The 17,322-nt window shown below is 49.7% G+C and carries 17 protein-coding genes; 16 read left to right on the forward strand and 1 reads right to left on the reverse strand.

The genetic code is table 11. The features are described 5' to 3' along the window. Window positions 1-11: 11 nt before the first annotated feature. The 4 genes from UF06_RS11895 (at window position 12) to lnt (ending at window position 4,113) form a co-directional block, all read left to right on the forward strand. Complete coding sequence (locus tag UF06_RS11895) at window positions 12-1,124, forward strand: PhoH family protein (RefSeq protein ID WP_045570639.1); 1,113 nt, start codon at window positions 12-14, stop codon at window positions 1,122-1,124. Beyond that, window positions 1,114-1,578 carry an rRNA maturation RNase YbeY gene (ybeY, locus tag UF06_RS11900; protein WP_045570640.1) on the forward strand — a complete coding sequence of 155 codons (465 nt, stop codon included), beginning with the start codon at window positions 1,114-1,116 and terminating at the stop codon, window positions 1,576-1,578. The genes UF06_RS11895 and ybeY overlap by 11 nt, the downstream gene beginning before the upstream one ends. 78 nt (window positions 1,579-1,656) lie before the next feature. Further along, window positions 1,657-2,556, forward strand: coding sequence for a CNNM family magnesium/cobalt transport protein CorC (corC, locus tag UF06_RS11905; RefSeq protein ID WP_045570641.1), 900 nt, complete (start codon window positions 1,657-1,659; stop codon window positions 2,554-2,556). A 39-nt stretch (window positions 2,557-2,595) separates the two neighbouring features. Further along, window positions 2,596-4,113, forward strand: a complete 1,518-nt coding sequence (lnt, locus tag UF06_RS11910; protein ID WP_045570713.1) for an apolipoprotein N-acyltransferase — start codon at window positions 2,596-2,598, stop codon at window positions 4,111-4,113. 80 nt (window positions 4,114-4,193) lie between these two features. Here the strand turns inward: lnt and UF06_RS11915 are convergent, their stop codons facing one another. After that, window positions 4,194-4,664, reverse strand: a complete 471-nt coding sequence (locus UF06_RS11915; RefSeq protein ID WP_045570642.1) for a zinc ribbon-containing protein — start codon at window positions 4,662-4,664, stop codon at window positions 4,194-4,196. Window positions 4,665-4,786: 122 nt separating this feature from the next. Between UF06_RS11915 and leuS the strand changes: the two genes are divergently transcribed. From leuS to lipA, 12 genes are all read left to right on the forward strand, one after another. Then, window positions 4,787-7,363, forward strand: coding sequence for a leucine--tRNA ligase (gene leuS / locus UF06_RS11920; RefSeq protein ID WP_045570643.1), 2,577 nt, complete (start codon window positions 4,787-4,789; stop codon window positions 7,361-7,363). Window positions 7,364-7,538: 175 nt separating this feature from the next. Continuing rightward, a complete protein-coding gene (gene lptE / locus UF06_RS11925; protein WP_045570644.1) occupies window positions 7,539-8,057 on the forward strand; it encodes an LPS assembly lipoprotein LptE in 519 nt (172 codons plus the stop codon). Between the two features lie 5 nt (window positions 8,058-8,062). Then, window positions 8,063-9,088 carry a DNA polymerase III subunit delta gene (gene holA, locus UF06_RS11930; RefSeq protein WP_045570645.1) on the forward strand — a complete coding sequence of 342 codons (1,026 nt, stop codon included), beginning with the start codon at window positions 8,063-8,065 and terminating at the stop codon, window positions 9,086-9,088. A gap of 69 nt (window positions 9,089-9,157) precedes the next feature. After that, window positions 9,158-9,475 (forward strand): ribosome silencing factor, encoded by a 318-nt coding sequence (rsfS, locus tag UF06_RS11935; RefSeq protein WP_039424530.1) that lies wholly within the window; start codon window positions 9,158-9,160, stop codon window positions 9,473-9,475. 4 nt (window positions 9,476-9,479) lie between these two features. After that, window positions 9,480-9,950 (forward strand): 23S rRNA (pseudouridine(1915)-N(3))-methyltransferase RlmH, encoded by a 471-nt coding sequence (rlmH, locus tag UF06_RS11940; RefSeq protein ID WP_039424527.1) that lies wholly within the window; start codon window positions 9,480-9,482, stop codon window positions 9,948-9,950. A gap of 30 nt (window positions 9,951-9,980) precedes the next feature. Further along, window positions 9,981-11,873 (forward strand): penicillin-binding protein 2, encoded by a 1,893-nt coding sequence (gene mrdA / locus UF06_RS11945; protein ID WP_045570646.1) that lies wholly within the window; start codon window positions 9,981-9,983, stop codon window positions 11,871-11,873. Further along, the gene (gene rodA, locus UF06_RS11950; protein ID WP_045570647.1) at window positions 11,873-12,994 is read left to right on the forward strand and encodes a rod shape-determining protein RodA; all 1,122 of its coding nucleotides are present in this window, start codon (window positions 11,873-11,875) and stop codon (window positions 12,992-12,994) included. Before mrdA ends, rodA begins: the two co-directional genes overlap by 1 nt. Beyond that, on the forward strand, window positions 12,994-13,788 hold the full coding sequence (locus UF06_RS11955) for a septal ring lytic transglycosylase RlpA family protein (RefSeq protein ID WP_045570648.1): 795 nt from the start codon (window positions 12,994-12,996) through the stop codon (window positions 13,786-13,788). The genes rodA and UF06_RS11955 overlap by 1 nt, the downstream gene beginning before the upstream one ends. A gap of 91 nt (window positions 13,789-13,879) precedes the next feature. Continuing rightward, window positions 13,880-15,061, forward strand: coding sequence for a serine hydrolase (locus UF06_RS11960; protein ID WP_045570649.1), 1,182 nt, complete (start codon window positions 13,880-13,882; stop codon window positions 15,059-15,061). Window positions 15,062-15,181: 120 nt separating this feature from the next. Then, a complete protein-coding gene (ybeD, locus tag UF06_RS11965) occupies window positions 15,182-15,460 on the forward strand; it encodes a DUF493 family protein YbeD (RefSeq protein WP_039424513.1) in 279 nt (92 codons plus the stop codon). Window positions 15,461-15,638: 178 nt separating this feature from the next. Next, window positions 15,639-16,295, forward strand: a complete 657-nt coding sequence (gene lipB / locus UF06_RS11970; protein WP_045570650.1) for a lipoyl(octanoyl) transferase LipB — start codon at window positions 15,639-15,641, stop codon at window positions 16,293-16,295. Beyond that, window positions 16,292-17,257: a lipoyl synthase gene (gene lipA, locus UF06_RS11975; protein WP_045570651.1), complete on the forward strand. Its 966-nt coding sequence runs from the start codon at window positions 16,292-16,294 to the stop codon at window positions 17,255-17,257. The genes lipB and lipA overlap by 4 nt, the downstream gene beginning before the upstream one ends. Window positions 17,258-17,322: the final 65 nt, after the last annotated feature.

The raw sequence follows: 17,322 nt of genomic DNA on the forward strand, positions 1-17,322 counted from the left end.
GAGAGGCAAATTTGAGCAATAAAATAGTTACTCTGGAAATCAATCTAGAACCTTCAGACAATCGTCGTCTTGCCAGTTTATGTGGTCCGTTTGACGACAATATCAAGCATTTAGAACGTCGCCTTGGCGTTGAAATCAGTAACCGTGGCCACTTTTTTACCATCGTTGGTAAAGCGCACACCTCGGCCGCAGCACTGGACATACTCAAAACCCTGTACGTGGAAACCTCACCAGTACGCGATCAAATCAAAGACATCGAGCCAGAAGATATTCACCTCGCAATCAAAGAGTCTGGTGTTCTTGAGCAGCACAGTGAATCTGCGATTGCTCACGGAAAAGAAGTTTTTGTTAAGACCAAAAAAGGCGTCATCAAACCAAGAACGCCCAATCAGGCGCAGTATCTGGTCAACATGGTCACGCACGACATCACCTTCGGTATTGGCCCTGCCGGAACAGGTAAAACCTATCTAGCGGTCGCCGCTGCGGTCGATGCTTTGGAGCGCCAAGAGATCCGCCGCATTCTGCTCACCCGCCCTGCCGTTGAAGCGGGCGAGAAACTCGGCTTTCTTCCCGGTGATTTGAGCCAAAAAGTGGACCCATACCTACGCCCATTGTACGACGCCCTATTCGAAATGCTCGGCTTTGAGCGCGTAGAGAAACTGATTGAGCGTAACGTCATCGAAGTAGCGCCGCTCGCTTACATGCGCGGACGCACGCTTAACGACGCCTTCATTATTCTTGATGAGAGTCAAAACACTACGGTTGAACAGATGAAAATGTTCTTAACTCGCATCGGTTTTAACTCTCGCGCCGTGATTACCGGTGACGTGACTCAGATTGACTTGCCTCGCGGTGCAAAATCTGGCCTGCGCCATGCGATTGAAGTGCTCAATGAGGTCGACGAAATTAGCTTTAACTTCTTCCAATCAGACGACGTGGTACGCCACCCGGTGGTCGCTCGTATCGTCAATGCCTACGAAAAGTGGGAAGCGCAAGACCAAAAAGAGCGTAAAGCATTTGAGCAGCGTCGCCGTGAAGAACGTGATGCCAAATTACTTGAAGCCGCCAAAGCCGAACTTAGCGCGACACTCCATACCGACAAGGAAACCACCAATGGCCATTGAACTGGATCTGCAATTCGCAGTCGAAGATCACAGTGGATTGCCCTCTGCAGAGATGTTGCAAAGCTGGCTGGATAAAACCATCGCGCCGTTCCAGCCACAAGCTGAAGTCACCATTCGTATCGTCGATGAGACAGAGAGTCACCAGTTAAATTTCGATTATCGCGGTAAAGATAAGCCAACCAATGTGCTCTCCTTCCCATTCGAAGCGCCGCCCGGAATGGAGCTCGATCTGCTCGGTGATTTGGTGATTTGCCGTCAGGTGGTAGAGCAAGAAGCCATCGAGCAAAATAAGCCCTTGATGGCGCACTGGGCGCATATGGTTGTACATGGTAGCCTGCATCTGCTAGGTTATGACCATATCGAGGACGACGAAGCAGAAGAGATGGAGTCCCTCGAGAGTGAAATCATGCAGGAAATGGGCTTTGAAGACCCCTATCTTGCGGAGAAAATGTAAGTATCTCGCGCGCTATCTTGCGCAGATACTGAGATGTGAGCTATCACACATCTGGTAGCGTTACTAATTAGAGAAACAATGAACGAAGATAATTCTCCCTCTTCTAGCGAAGGTAAAAAAGAAAAGGCGGAAGGTCCGAGTAGAAAGTCCTTCTTTGAACGCCTTGGTCAATTATTTCAAGGAGAGCCGAAAGACCGCCAAGAACTGGTTGATGTCATTCGCGACTCTGAAATCAATGACCTGATTGACCATGACACCCGAGATATGCTCGAAGGCGTGATGGAAATCGCAGAGATGCGAGTGAGAGATATCATGCTCCCTCGCTCGCAAATGGTCACTATCGAGAGAAAAGACGATCTCGATACCCTTATCGCTCTCATCACCGACGCACAGCACTCACGCTATCCGGTGATCAGCGAAGACAAAGACCATGTCGAAGGCATTCTGCTTGCGAAGGACTTACTCAAATACTTAGGCTCAGACAGTGCTCCATTTGATATCGAAGAGGTTATCCGCCCTGCGGTAGTGGTTCCTGAAAGCAAGCGAGTAGATCGCCTGCTCAAAGAGTTCCGCCAAGAACGTTATCACATGGCTATTGTTGTTGATGAATTTGGTGGAGTATCCGGCCTTGTCACCATTGAAGACATTCTCGAAGAGATTGTCGGTGATATCGAAGATGAGTTCGATGAAGAAGAAGATGCCGATATTCGTAAACTCAGTAAACACACGTTTTCGGTCAAAGCACTCACTACCATTGAAGAGTTTAACGAGCTCTTTGGTACTCGCTTTAGTGATGAAGAGATCGATACCGTGGGCGGTTTGGTGACGACAGCCTTTGGCCATCTACCATCGCGCGGCGAAGTGATTGAAATTGAAGGTTACAACTTCAAAGTCACCGCCTGCGATAACCGACGTGTGATCCAACTTCAGGTAACCGTTCCAGAAGCGATGTCTGTAGCAGAAACTCCTGAAGAGTAACGCTCACTTCCTCACATGAGGAAAATCTGGCGAATAATGATGAATAACAACTTATTTCATCGCCTCAAGCGGCCCATTGCGGCCGCTTTTGTTGGCGCTTTAACCACTCTTGCTTTTGCCCCCTATCAAATTTGGCCGCTGGCGTTGCTCAGCCCGACTTTACTGCTACTGCTCCTGCAACGACAAACACCACGCCAAGCGTTGGGGATTGGTTATGCGTGGGGATTGGGACAATTTGCCTCAGGAGTGAGCTGGGTTTATGTCAGTATCTCTGGGTTTGGCGGCATGCCGTTAGCGGCTAACCTGTTTCTCATGGGGGCCTTAATCGCTTATTTAGCCCTGTATAGCGGCCTATTTGCTTGGTGCTATCAACGCTTTTTTGCCGAGGCCACCTTGGTTAATTTGCTGCTTGCCTCACCGGCCTTATGGTTAATCACGGACTGGTTACGCGGTTGGGTGATGACGGGCTTTCCTTGGCTATGGCTGGGTTACAGCCAAATTGATTCCCCTTTGGCAAGCTTCGCACCGATGGGGGGCGTTGAGCTACTGACGCTGCTGCTGCTTGTCTCTTCGGGCGCTTTCGCTTACATGCTAATCCATAAACGTTGGTCGATGGCTTTGCTCCCTCTGGTGATTTTTAGCACTGGCTTTGGTCTTCCCTCATTCGATTGGGTTACGCCTCAGACAGACAAAACGACCAAAGTGGCGCTAATTCAAGGCAATGTTGATCAAAATCTCAAATGGCTCCCCAGTCAGCGCTGGCCAACCATTATGAAGTACACCGACCTGAGCCGGGAAAACTGGGATGCGGATATCATCGTCTGGCCGGAAGCCGCCATACCAGCGCTAGAAGTCGATCTGCCTTCCTACCTACGCAATCTCGATAGTGCGGCAAAAATGAACGACAGCGCCATTATCACTGGCGTGGTCAACCAATCTGAGGATGGCCAGTTCTACAACAGCATTCTCTCGGTGGGGGTCACCGCTTATGGCGATTACCAGTTTGATCTTTCAAAACGCTACCACAAACACCACTTGTTACCTTTTGGTGAGTTTGTGCCGTTTGAACAGCTTCTTCGCCCGCTGGCGCCCTTTTTTAACTTGCCGATGTCCTCATTCAGCCGCGGCACCTTTGTCCAGCCAAACATTCGGGCGAACGGCTTTCATCTTGCGCCCGCACTCTGCTACGAGATTATTTTCAACGAGCAGGTACGGCAAAATGTCACCGATGAGACCGATTTCCTGCTCACTCTGTCGAATGATGCTTGGTTTGGTCACTCAATTGGTCCACTGCAACACATGGAAATCGCTCGCATGCGGGCACTGGAACTGGGGAAACCGCTTATTCGCTCAACCAATAACGGCCTAACGGCTGTCACGGATCACAAAGGCAAGATTGTCGCTTCTATTGCTCAATTTGAGACCGCTGTTCTGCGCGCCGAGTTAACGCCAACGCTTGGACAGACGCCGTACCAACGCTTTGGTACCTGGCCAATCTACTTTTGGGTTGCTGCCGCGCTGAGTTTGGCCCTGCTGGCCAATCGTCGCAACGTATAACTCAGGTGCAAAAACACAAAAGGTACGCAACTGCGTACCTTTTTCCTGATTTGCAAACACAACGATGCTTAACGGCTGGCTTAAGGCTTGAGTGCCTGACGACTAAACCCCGTGTGACCGCATTTAATGCAGGGAATAATCACCGTCGGATGGTTATAACTGGTTTTGTGCCCGCACTCATCGCACACCAAATTCCCCAGACCAATCACCTCACCCGCTTCGTACAGCCCTTGATGTTCGAGATCTTCAAACAGCTCAACCCACTCCACTTTGGTTCTATCGGTGATTTCAAGTAGCCCCTGCCAGATAGAATCGGCAATCGTCAGATAAAAAGGACCGCTTTTACTCTCTTCATAACTGTCGGCGAACTCTTTCAAATCCGCCTTCACATAAGCGGAAATCAGCGCCAGCTCATCTTTGGTCATGTCATTGGCGGCGGAGATCACCTTGCCCGAGGTTTGCAGTACTTGATTCACTTCGTCCGGACTATGTTTGAGTGTCTCAATGACATCTTCCAATATTTCTTCATAACCGGTTTTACGTTTCGGCATAACTGACCTCCATCGGTAAAGATTGGCTATTGTTGTGCACCCTGCCTTTAGGTATTCTATGACGATCTATTTCAATCTGTTCTAACCGAACTCACAAATTCCAAGATAACCGGATACCATCGATGCAAGAACAATATAATCCACAAGATATTGAACAGAAAGTTCAACAGCACTGGGACAACAATAAAACCTTCGTTGTGACTGAAGATCCAACTAAAGAGAAATTCTACTGCCTCTCTATGTTCCCATACCCAAGTGGTCGACTACACATGGGTCACGTGCGTAACTACACCATCGGTGACGTCGTATCTCGTTTTCAACGCCTACAAGGTAAAAACGTCATGCAGCCCATCGGCTGGGACGCTTTCGGCCTACCCGCAGAAAACGCAGCGGTAAAAAACAACACCGCTCCTGCGCCTTGGACTTACGAAAACATCGAATACATGAAAAACCAGCTGAAATTGCTGGGTTTTGGTTATGACTGGAATCGTGAATTTGCTACTTGCCGCCCTGAGTATTACCGCTGGGAGCAAGAATTTTTTACCAAACTGTATGAAAAAGGCTTGGTTTACAAGAAAACCTCTTCAGTTAACTGGTGTCCGAACGACCAAACTGTTCTGGCTAACGAGCAAGTGGAAGATGGCTGCTGCTGGCGTTGTGATACGCCTGTAGAGCAAAAAGAGATCCCGCAGTGGTTCATTAAGATCACCGCATATGCGCAAGAGCTGCTTGACGATCTGGACAACCTAGAAGGCTGGCCAGAAATGGTCAAAACCATGCAGCGCAACTGGATCGGCCGCTCTGAAGGCGTTGAGCTCAAGTTTGCGGTGAAAGACCAAGCGCAAGATCTGGAAGTGTATACCACACGTCCTGATACGCTGATGGGCGTGACTTACGTGGGTATCGCCGCAGGTCACCCTTTGGCTAAGCTGGCGGCAGAAACCAATCCTGAGCTCGCCGCGTTCATCGACGAATGTAAAAACACCAAAGTGGCCGAAGCAGAACTGGCGACTATGGAGAAAAAAGGCATGGCCACTGGCCTGACCGCAATTCATCCATTGAACGGTCGCGAAGTGCCTATCTTTGTGGCGAACTTCGTGCTGATGGATTACGGCACAGGCGCGGTGATGGCCGTTCCTGCGCACGACCAACGCGACTACGAGTTCGCCACCAAATACGGTTTAGACATCATTCCAGTGATCAAACCCGCTGACGGCAGCGAACTCGACATTTCAGAAGCGGCCTACACCGAAAAAGGCGTGCTGTTTGATTCCGGTGAGTTCGATGGCCTAGAATTCCAAGCGGCATTTGATGCAATCGCAGCGAAACTGGAAGCCGAAGGCAAAGGCACTAAGACTGTTAACTTCCGTCTGCGTGACTGGGGTGTCTCTCGTCAGCGTTACTGGGGCGCACCGATTCCAATGGTGACCACTGAAGATGGCGTTGTTCATCCGGTTCCGGCCGACCAACTACCAGTGATTCTTCCAGAAGACGTGGTGATGGACGGCGTTACTAGCCCTATCAAAGCCGACAAAGAGTGGGCGAAAACCACCTTTAACGGCGAACCTGCGCTACGTGAAACCGATACCTTCGATACCTTCATGGAATCGTCTTGGTACTACGCACGTTACTGCAGCCCACAAGCGGACGACATTCTCGATCCAGAGAAAGCCAACTACTGGCTACCAGTCGATCAGTACATCGGCGGTATTGAGCATGCGTGTATGCACCTGTTGTACTCTCGCTTCTTCCACAAATTATTGCGTGATGCGGGTTATGTCACCTCTGACGAGCCGTTCAAGCAGCTGCTGTGTCAAGGTATGGTACTGGCTGATGCCTTCTACTACACCAACGACAAAGGCGGTAAAGAGTGGGTTTCTCCGACTGAAGTGAAAGTGGAACGTGACGGTAAAGGCCGCATCACTTCCGCTGTGGATTCCGAAGGCCGTAGTGTGGAACACTCAGGCATGATCAAGATGTCTAAGTCGAAAAACAATGGCATCGACCCACAAGAGATGGTCGACAAATACGGTGCCGACACCGTGCGTCTGTTTATGATGTTTGCTTCACCCGCTGACATGACGCTGGAGTGGCAGGAATCTGGCGTTGAAGGAGCGAACCGCTTCCTAAAACGTGTGTGGAAGCTGGTCAAAGAGCACACTGATAAAGGCTCAGCACAAGCGGTAGATGCGGCTGCACTGTCTGGCGATCAAAAAGCACTGCGCCGCGACGTTCACAAAACCATCGCTAAAGTGACTGATGACGTAGCTCGTCGTCAGACCTTCAACACTGCCATTGCTGCGATCATGGAGCTGATGAACAAGCTGGCCAAAGCGCCTCAAGAGTCTGAGCAAGATCGCGCGATTCTAGACGAAGCACTAAAAGCCGTTGTTGCCATGCTTTACCCAATCACTCCGCACATCTGTTTTGAAATGTGGAGCGCTCTGGGCGAGAGCAACATCGACAACGCAGTATGGCCAACCCACGACGAGCAAGCCTTGGTTGAAGAGGAAAAACTCATCGTAGTGCAGGTAAACGGCAAAGTGCGCGGCAAGATCACCGTTGCCGCAGATGCCAGCAAGGAGCAAGTTGAATCGCTAGGTCTGAGCGAAGAGAACGTGGCAAAACACCTAGAAGGTGTCACAATTCGCAAGGTGATTTACGTACCGGGTAAACTGCTGAGCATTGTGGCGAACTGAGCATCGCTTGGTTTCGAACCTTTTCATGGCTTGATAGTCCAATCAGGGGCGGCGACCACCGCCCCTACTTATCTCAGTCTCTTATCTAAACCCATTGAACGATCAGTGCGTTTAGATAAGAACCATGAAATACAGGCAAGCGCTTGTATTTGCTAACATCAGGAAGAGTCTCTCCATGCGTTTTAAGTCTCTGTTCAACCTCGTCACTGTCCTGACACTCTCTAGCGTGATCTCGGCTTGTGGATTTCATCTACGTGGGGAGTTTTCTGTACCCGATGAACTGAGTACCCTTTCTTTTACCAGTTACGATCAGTACAGCCCCCTAACCCGCTATGTAAACAGCCAGTTGACACTCAACAAAGTCAAGCTTGTTTCACCTGCGGAAAAGGTGCCCAACTTGTATTTGCTGGAAGAAAAACTCACCGAGCGTACTCTCTCACTGTATCAAAACAGCCGTGCGGCGGAAAAAGAGTTAACTTATGTGGTGAAGTACAAAGTCACGCTGCCAGATGTTGGCAGCAAAGATTTCACCACCACAGTCAACCGCAACTTCCTGGACAACCCGCTCACAGCACTGGCTAAGTCGGTTGAGCGCGACGTGATTGAAGATGAAATGCGTGCTCAGGCTGCCAGCCAAATGATGCGTCAATTAGGCCGTCTGCGGGCTGATTTTGATGAGCAAGACAGCCAATAAGCAGCATGAGAATTTTTGCAGAACGGCTGGCGGAACAGCTCAATAAAACCCTTAAATCCGTTTACCTGATCTTTGGCAACGAACCTTTGCTTATCCAAGAAAGCCGCTTAGCGATTCAACAAGCGGCTTTGCGCCAGGGCTTTGAGGAGCGACATCGTTTTGCCGTCGATGCCAGCCTAAATTGGAACGAAGTGTACCACTGTTTTCAAGCCTTGAGCCTGTTTTCCAGTCGCCAAATTGTCGAACTGGAGTTGCCGGAAGCCGGTGTGAATGCCGCGATTGCCAGCGAGTTACTCACGCTCTCCTCAATGCTGCATCCCGACACTTTGTTGGTGGTGATTGGTAGTAAGTTAAACAAAGCGCAAGAAAACGCCAAATGGTTTAAAACGCTCACGCAACATGGCCATTGGGTCAGTTGCCAAACTCCTGATATGGCACGTTTGCCACAATTCGTCCAAGGCCGCTGCCGCCAACTCAGACTCAAACCCGATCAGCAAGCGGTGCAAATGCTGGCACAATGGCACGAAGGGAACTTATTTGCGTTAGTGCAAAGCTTAGAAAAGCTGGCACTGCTCTACCCTGACGGCGTGCTGAACCTGGTTCGTCTGGAAGAGTCTCTCAGTCGTCACAACCATTTCACCCCCTTCCACTGGATAGACGCACTACTCGAAGGCAAAGCCAATCGCTGCCAGAAAATCCTGCGTCAACTCGCTGCGGAAGGAGTAGAAAGCGTCATCTTGTTGCGCTCACTACAAAAAGAACTGATGCTACTACTCAAAATGCAGGCTTTGTCGGCTCAGTTGCCGCTCAACGCTATTTTTGAGCAACATAAAGTGTGGTCAAACAAAAGGCCACTCTACCATGCAGCGCTAACTCGATTGACTTGCCAACGCCTTCAGTGCCTGTTGCAGCTACTTACTCAGGCAGAGCTGCTAGCCAAAACCCAATATGAACAATCGGAGTGGCCACTTCTTCATCAATTAAGCTTGGAGATGTGCCTGCCTGACGCAGAGTTGGCTTGTAAAGCGTAAAAGCGTGCTATATTGCGCGCCTTACTGAATGAATAGTTGAATCAACAGATACACACCGAGGAAATTTGAGTGCTTCGCGAACAACTGAAAGACTTTTTGGCCGATAAAGCAGACGACATGAAAGCGGAGAACATCGTTGTTCTCAACGTTGAGGGCAAATCGAGTGTGACCGATTTTATGATCATCTGCAGTGGAAACTCGAAGCGTCATGTTTCTTCTATCGCTGATCACGTTGCAGAAGAAGTGAAGAAAGTGGGGCTGACACCACTTGGCATGGAAGGTGAGAAAGAAGGCGAATGGGTCGTTCTCGATCTGGGCGACGCCATGTTACACGTAATGCAAGAAGAGCAGCGCCAACTTTATCAACTAGAAAAGCTTTGGGGTTAATGGTTTGAAGATTCAACTCATCGCCGTTGGCACCAAAATGCCGAAATGGGTCGAAGAAGGATTCCAAGAATACCGTCGCCGTTTCCCGCACGATATGCCACTGGAACTGATTGAGATCCCAGCGGGAAAACGAGGGAAAAATGCCGACATCGCACGAATTTTACAAAAAGAGGGCGAAGCGATGCTGGCCGCGGTGCCCAAAGGCAACCGCATCGTGACGTTGGATATTCCCGGCAAAAGATGGGACACGCCACAATTAGCCGAGCAGCTAGAAGCCTGGAAACTCGACAGTCGCGATGTTTCCATCCTGATCGGCGGCCCTGAAGGTCTGGCTCCGGCTTGCAAAGCGGCAGCAGAGCAGAGCTGGTCACTCTCGCCCCTGACATTGCCTCACCCACTGGTTCGCGTGGTGATGGCGGAAAGCTTGTACCGAGCATGGAGTATCACGGCGAATCACCCTTATCACCGTGAATAATTGTCTGTCTAACCCTGAGAACCTGCGTTAATGATACGGAAACGCCGAAGTCAGATACGAGATTACCAAGCCGAAGCACGATTGTTTGCCCGTCGTGCCGTTGTCTCTTTTATTGGCATCATCGCTTTGATGGGCGTATTGGTCGCTAACTTGTACAACATTCAAGTCAACCAATATCAAGATTACCAAACCCGCTCAAACGACAACCGCATCAAAGTTGTTCCGATCGCCCCCAATCGTGGCCTGATTTATGACCGCAATGGCGTGCTGCTGGCGGAAAACCGTCCGGTTTTTGACTTAGAGATCACCCCTGAAAAAGTCAAAAACATGGAGGAAACCATTGCGCAACTGCAGACGATTGTCGATATTTCCCCAGAGCAAATTGAACGCTTTGAGCGCGAGCGTAAACGCACCCGACGTTTTAAATCGGTGCCGATCCTCACCCAACTGACGGAAGAACAAGTGGCGATGTTTGCCGTCAATCAATACCGTTTTCCCGGCGTCGAAGTGAGCGGCACGCTCAAACGCTACTACCCTTACGGCGAAGTGTTAACTCACGTTATTGGTTACGTTTCTCGCATCAATGACCGAGATATGCAGCGCCTGATTGACGAAGAGAAAGACGCCAACTATCAGGCAACACGAGACATCGGTAAACTCGGCATCGAGAAGTACTACGAAGATTTATTACACGGTACGGCGGGCTACCAAGAGGTCGAAGTCAACAGCCGTGGACGCGTGATCCGCACCCTCAGGTTTGTCCCGCCAGTTCCCGGCAAAGATATCGTGCTGAATATTGATATTGAGTTGCAGCTGTATGTCCATCAACTACTTGATGGCCGCCGCGGCAGCGCCATTGTGCTCGATCCGAAAGACAACGGCATTCTGGCCATGGTATCGAGCCCAAGCTATGACCCGAATGCGTTCGTCCATGGCATCTCAGGCAAAGGCTACGCCGATTTGCTCAACGACAAAAATCGCCCGCTAGTCAACCGTACTACCTTAGGGATCTACCCGCCCGCGTCAACGGTGAAACCCTTTATCGCGGTTGCGGCGCTGCAAGAAGGCATTGTCACGCCGACTACTACACGTAACGATCCAGGCTATTGGCGCATCCCCAACTCCGACACCCGTGCGTTTCGCGACTGGTTACGTTGGGGGCATGGCCGAGTCAACCTAGTGCAATCGATTGAAGAGTCAGTCGATACCTTCTTTTATCAAATCGCTTACGATATGGGGATCGACACACTGTCGCATTGGATGAGCATGTTTGGTTTTGGTGACTACACCGGCATCGATATTTTTGAGGAAAGTAAGGCCAACATGCCCACTCGTGATTGGAAAATGTCACGTCATAAAACGCCGTGGTACAAAGGCGACACCATTCCGGTCGGTATCGGTCAGGGCTATTGGACTGCGACACCAATGCAATTGGCTAAAGCGACTTCCGTGCTAGTGAAAGAAGGCAACGTCACCGCACCTCACCTGCTGCGCGCGACGATTGAAAATGGCGAAGCATTCGACACTCGTCAGCTCTCAGACTACGAAACTTCTCCACCGATTCAAAACGTGGCGGATAAGTATTGGAGCCTAGCCAAAGAAGGGATGCGGTTGGCCAACCATGGTAAAAAAGGCACCGCGCGACGCCATTTCGCCAATATGCCTTACATGACGGCGGGGAAATCTGGCACCGCGCAGGTTTTTGGCCTAGCGGAAGATGAAGTGTACAAAGCCGATGAGATTGCTGAGCATTTACGTGATCACGCTCTGTTTACTGGTTTCGCTCCGTTCAATGATCCTAAGGTCATCGTTACCGTGGTACTGGAAAATGCGGGCGGTGGCTCCTCCAATGGCGCTCCGGTCGTGCGACGGATTTTCGATAAAGCACTGCTTGATAAAGAAAGCAACGAGGTCAAACGATAATGAAGCTTGATCCATCCACAGGTAAAAACCGGGCGATGTTTGAACGCCTGCATATCGATTTACCATTGCTGTTGGGTATTTTTGTTCTTATGGGCTTTGGCCTGGTGGTGATGTACAGCGCCAGTGGACAAAATTTGGCAATGATGGACCGACAAGCCATGCGTATGGTGTTAGCCACCGTGGTGATGTTGGTGTTGGCGCAGCTGTCGCCGCGTACCTACGAAACTCTAGCACCATTGATGTTTGTCACTGGCGTCATTTTACTGCTAGGTGTGCTGTTCTTTGGTGAAGCGTCTAAAGGCGCACAGCGCTGGCTCAACCTCGGCTTTGTCCGTTTCCAGCCCTCAGAACTGCTCAAGCTTGCCGTCCCGTTAATGGTGGCGCGTTACATAGGACGTCGCCCTCTCCCTCCGACGTTCAAAACACTGTGCATCGCCATGGCGATGGTGTTTGTGCCGACTATTTTGATCGCTAAACAACCCGACCTAGGTACATCCATCCTCATTGCTGCATCAGGCATTTTTGTTATCTTTCTTGCTGGCATCAGTTGGCGCATTATCGCAGCAGCAGCGGTCGCACTGGGCGGATTCATACCTGTGTTATGGTTTTTCTTGATGCACGAATACCAGAAAACCCGCGTACGAACACTGTTTAACCCAGAATCAGATCCGCTCGGCGCGGGTTATCACATCATTCAAAGTAAGATAGCGATTGGCTCAGGCGGCATCTCGGGCAAAGGTTGGTTGCAAGGCACCCAATCGCAGCTTGAGTTCTTGCCAGAACGCCATACCGACTTTATTTTTGCGGTGATTGCCGAAGAGTGGGGCATGGTCGGTTTCTTGTTATTACTCGCACTTTATCTGTTTATCATCGGCCGCGGCTTATACTTGGCTTCGCAAGCGCAAACCGCATTTGGCCGCATGATGGCAGGCAGTGTGGTGCTCAGTTTCTTCGTCTATATTTTTGTCAACATCGGCATGGTGAGTGGGATATTGCCTGTGGTGGGTGTACCGCTCCCCCTTATCAGCTACGGTGGTACTTCCATGGTGACCTTGATGGCCGGTTTTGGCATTTTGATGTCAATCCATACCCATCGTAAAGCATTCTCAAAGGCGACCTAATGCACTATTCGACCCATTTATCGCTGCTCAGCTTTGCTATGATCTTATTGGTAGGATGCAGCTCTGCACCGACCGGACGTTACGCGTTAGAATCGGACGTCGCGCCGGAACAACCCATTTCAGTCGCGCACATCGAAGATGCGCATCCTCGCTACGAACCTTACAGTTTGGGCGGAAATCGCGACTACACGCTGCGAGGTCAGGAGTATAAGATCGTTCGCGATGCCAAAGGCTTTCGCGAATCTGGCATTGCGTCGTGGTACGGCTCCAAATTTCAAGGGCATTTAACCTCAAACGGCGAGATCTACGACATGTATTCGATGACCGCCGCACACAAAACCCTGCCACTGCCTAGTTACGTCAAAGCCACCAATAAAGATAACGGCAGAAGCACCATAGTGCGAGTCAATGATCGCGGCCCGTTCCACGAAGGCAGGATCATCGATCTGAGCTACGCCGCTGCCTATAAGTTGGACGTGCTCAAAACGGGCACAGCGAATGTTGAGATTGAAGTGCTGACGTTTGCCCCACCAACCGATGCGAAATCGCTACAAAATCACCCACGCTACACAGTGCAAGTGCTGAGTTCAAAATCCGCGGAAAGAGCGCGAACTTTAGCGCAAGATTTGAGTCAAAGCCTCAAGGTCGAGGCGTTTCTCGACAGTAACGACGAGACACATAGGCTGATGTTAGGGCCATTTACTGACTATTCTCTGACGCAACAACTGCTCGATCAGGTTAAGTTAGCGGGTTACCAAAGCGCCTTCATCAAAAAGTACACCGTGGCACGTTGACATACGGCACAACACTTTCTAGTGTTAGACGCTCTGACTTACAGTACGAATCTGTTAAGATATGGACAATTAACCAAAAAATAGAATTACCATGAACAAAACGACAAAACTTGTGAAATCTATTCTCGTTTCTTCCCTTGCATTTTCTGCAACGCTAGCTCACTCAGTTTCTGCTGCTCCCGTCGTGGTTCCAGACGCACCACAGATCGCCGCGAAAGGTTTTGTTCTAATGGATTACCATTCAGGCAAGGTTCTAGCTGAAAAAGAGATGGACACTAAACTCTCGCCAGCCAGCCTGACCAAAATGATGACCAGCTATGTCATTGGCCAAGAGTTAGGCCGAGGAAACATCAACCTTGAAGACGATGTGGTGATCAGCAAGAACGCCTGGGCAAAAAACTTCCCTGATTCGTCAAAAATGTTCATTGAGGTCGGTACCACGGTCAAAGTGAAAGATCTCAACCGCGGCATCATTATTCAATCCGGTAACGATGCGTGTGTCGCCATGGCAGAGCACATTGCCGGTTCAGAAGATGCTTTCGTTGATTTGATGAATGCCTGGGCAAGCTCAATCGGCATGAGCAATACCCACTTCGCCAACGTGCATGGCCTAGACAACCCAAACCTCTATTCAACCCCTTATGATATGGCCCTTTTAGGTCAAGCGCTGATCCGTGACGTGCCCGAAGAGTACCGTATTTACGCTGAGAAAAAATTCACTTACAACGGCATTACTCAGTACAACCGCAACGGCCTGCTGTGGGATAAAAGCATGAACGTGGACGGTATCAAAACTGGCCATACTGATAACGCAGGTTACAGCCTGGTCAGCTCAGCGACCGAAGGCAAAATGCGTTTGATCGCGGTTGTAATGGGCACCAAAGATATGAACGCCCGTAAATCTGAGAGCAAGAAACTGCTCAGTTACGGCTTCCGCTTTTTCGAAACAGTGGCACCGCACAAAGCGGGAGAAACATTTGTCGAAGAAAAAATCTGGATGGGCAACAAAGACACCTTAGCGCTCGGTGTTAATGAAGATACTTATGTCACCCTACCACGCGGACAAGCAAAAAATCTCACCGCTAGCTTTGTACTGGAGAAAGAGCTACAAGCCCCAATCAAAAAAGGTGACATCGTCGGTAAGCTTTACTATCAAGCCGACGGCGAAGATGTCGCGCAATATCCATTGATGGCATTGGAAACAGTCGAGGAAGGCAGCCTGTTCAGCCGACTATGGGATTACATTGTGCTGCTGCTCAAGAGCCTGTTCTAAAATAAAACAATGAGTTATTTTAAGCCGCCTTTGGGGCGGCTTTATTACTCTTGAGATCAAAACCGATAGACAGTACTATTTCGCCCCGCACAACCGAATATCAACCTGGAGTTATTCTCAATGCTAACCATCAACTCTGACGCCAAACTAAAAGATCTTCTTGAGTTTCCTTGTTCGTTTACCTACAAGGTCATGGGTTACGCTAAGCCTGAACTACCAGAAAAAGTACTGGCTGTGATCCAGCGTCACGCGCCGGGTGACTACAGCCCAGCGGTCAAACCGAGTGCGAAGGGCAATTACCACTCCGTTTCCATCAATATTACCGCCACCTCTATCGAACAGGTCGAAACCCTGTATAAAGAGCTGGGTGAGATTGATATCGTGCGCATGGTTCTGTAATTTTTTGATAGATTAAATTTTTTTTGAAAGCAGCATTTCGCTGCTTTCTTTATATTTATCAGATAGATAGATATAAAAATTTCCACTAATGAGTTAAAAACCTGTTACAGACATATAGTTCAAACTGTTGAACAGGTTTATAATGCAAAAACTTTATTAAGCGACGACAGGATAAAGTATGCACAATCAACTGGTAGTAAAGCGCCTCGGTAGACAAGACTACTCCCCAGTCTGGCAGGCGATGCACCAATTCACCGACCAACGCAGCGAAGAGACCCGCGACGAAGTGTGGTTGGTGGAACACAACCCAGTGTTTACTCAGGGTCAAGCTGGGAAAATCGAGCACTTGCTCAACACGGGAGATATTCCTGTGGTGCAAAGTGATCGAGGCGGACAGGTCACGTATCACGGACCGGGGCAATTGGTGGTCTACTTCTTGATTAACCTTCGTCGCAAAAAATTAGGGGTGCGCGATCTCGTCACTACGATAGAGAATCTCGTAATTAATACCCTAAAAGCCTACAATATCGATTCTGCAGCACGGCCGGATGCTCCGGGCGTCTACGTGGATGGAAAAAAGATCTGCTCATTGGGCCTGCGTATCCGTAAAGGGTGCTCATTTCACGGTTTGGCTCTCAACGTCAATATGGATCTCTCACCTTTCCTGCGTATCAACCCTTGCGGTTATCAAGGAATGGAAATGGTCCAAGTGAGTGAGCTTGGAGGCCCCAACGAACTTGCAACGATAGAGCAGCAACTAATCAAAGAACTGGTCAATTTGCTTGGTTACGAGCAAGTGACATTCAGCACAGAAGCAGAAGTAAGAGAAGCATGAGTAAACCAATTCAGATGGAAAAAGGCGTTAAATATCGTGACGCTGACAAAATGGCCCTGATTCCAGTCAAGAACATGCCGACTGAGCAGAAAGAGATGTTGCGCAAGCCCGCTTGGATGAAGATTAAACTGCCTTCTGACAGTCAACGTATTCAAGACATCAAAGCGGCCATGCGTAAAAACAATCTCCATTCCGTTTGTGAAGAGGCTTCTTGTCCTAACCTTGCTGAATGTTTTAACCACGGCACCGCCACCTTTATGATCTTGGGCGCAATCTGCACCCGTCGCTGCCCATTCTGTGATGTAGCTCATGGCCGACCATTACCACCAGAAGCGGAAGAACCGACCAAGTTAGCCAAGACCATCGCCGACATGAAGCTCAAGTACGTGGTGGTGACATCGGTTGACCGTGACGATCTACGCGATGGCGGCGCGAAGCACTTTGCCGACTGTAATCGAGAAATCCGCGCACTCAATCCACACATTCGCATCGAAACACTGGTACCGGACTTTCGTGGCCGCATGGACGTTGCGTTAGAGGCATTGAAAGACAATCCGCCAGATGTGTTTAACCACAATTTGGAAACCGCGCCGCGTCTTTACCGTAAAGCGCGACCAGGTGCCAATTATCAGTGGTCACTGGATTTGCTGAAGAAATTCAAAGAGCAGCATCCTAGTGTGCCGACTAAATCAGGCCTGATGATGGGCTTAGGTGAAACCAAAGAAGAGATCATCGAAGTACTGAAAGATCTACGTGCGCACGGTGTCACCATGCTGACACTCGGCCAATACTTGGCACCAAGCCGCCATCACCTCCCTGTTGAACGTTACGTTCCACCAGAAGAGTTTGATGAACTCAAAGAGATCGCGTTAGAACTGGGCTTTACCCATGCCGCTTGTGGACCGTTTGTACGCTCTTCTTACCATGCGGATATGCAAGCACAAGGGCTGGAAGTCAAATAACCGTCCGTAGTGTTGCAAAGGCTGAATGTATATCACGTTCAGCCTTTTTATTTGTCTCATCTTAT

This window comes from Vibrio sp. S234-5, assembly GCF_000960595.1.
In the GTDB taxonomy this organism is placed as follows: domain Bacteria; phylum Pseudomonadota; class Gammaproteobacteria; order Enterobacterales; family Vibrionaceae; genus Vibrio.

What these genes read in the sequence shown, in the direction of transcription:
- mrdA (WP_045570646.1), top strand. Translation starts at nt 9,981, where the DNA reads ATGATACGGAAACGCCGAAGTCAGATACGAGATTACCAAGCCGAAGCA.
- lnt (WP_045570713.1), top strand. Translation starts at nt 2,596, where the DNA reads ATGAATAACAACTTATTTCATCGCCTCAAGCGGCCCATTGCGGCCGCT.
- UF06_RS11915 (WP_045570642.1), bottom strand. Translation starts at nt 4,664, where the DNA reads ATGCCGAAACGTAAAACCGGTTATGAAGAAATATTGGAAGATGTCATT.
- rodA (WP_045570647.1), top strand. Translation starts at nt 11,873, where the DNA reads ATGAAGCTTGATCCATCCACAGGTAAAAACCGGGCGATGTTTGAACGC.
- lptE (WP_045570644.1), top strand. Translation starts at nt 7,539, where the DNA reads ATGCGTTTTAAGTCTCTGTTCAACCTCGTCACTGTCCTGACACTCTCT.
- lipA (WP_045570651.1), top strand. Translation starts at nt 16,292, where the DNA reads ATGAGTAAACCAATTCAGATGGAAAAAGGCGTTAAATATCGTGACGCT.
- ybeD (WP_039424513.1), top strand. Translation starts at nt 15,182, where the DNA reads ATGCTAACCATCAACTCTGACGCCAAACTAAAAGATCTTCTTGAGTTT.
- UF06_RS11955 (WP_045570648.1), top strand. Translation starts at nt 12,994, where the DNA reads ATGCACTATTCGACCCATTTATCGCTGCTCAGCTTTGCTATGATCTTA.
- leuS (WP_045570643.1), top strand. Translation starts at nt 4,787, where the DNA reads ATGCAAGAACAATATAATCCACAAGATATTGAACAGAAAGTTCAACAG.
- holA (WP_045570645.1), top strand. Translation starts at nt 8,063, where the DNA reads ATGAGAATTTTTGCAGAACGGCTGGCGGAACAGCTCAATAAAACCCTT.
- UF06_RS11960 (WP_045570649.1), top strand. Translation starts at nt 13,880, where the DNA reads ATGAACAAAACGACAAAACTTGTGAAATCTATTCTCGTTTCTTCCCTT.
- ybeY (WP_045570640.1), top strand. Translation starts at nt 1,114, where the DNA reads ATGGCCATTGAACTGGATCTGCAATTCGCAGTCGAAGATCACAGTGGA.
- corC (WP_045570641.1), top strand. Translation starts at nt 1,657, where the DNA reads ATGAACGAAGATAATTCTCCCTCTTCTAGCGAAGGTAAAAAAGAAAAG.
- lipB (WP_045570650.1), top strand. Translation starts at nt 15,639, where the DNA reads ATGCACAATCAACTGGTAGTAAAGCGCCTCGGTAGACAAGACTACTCC.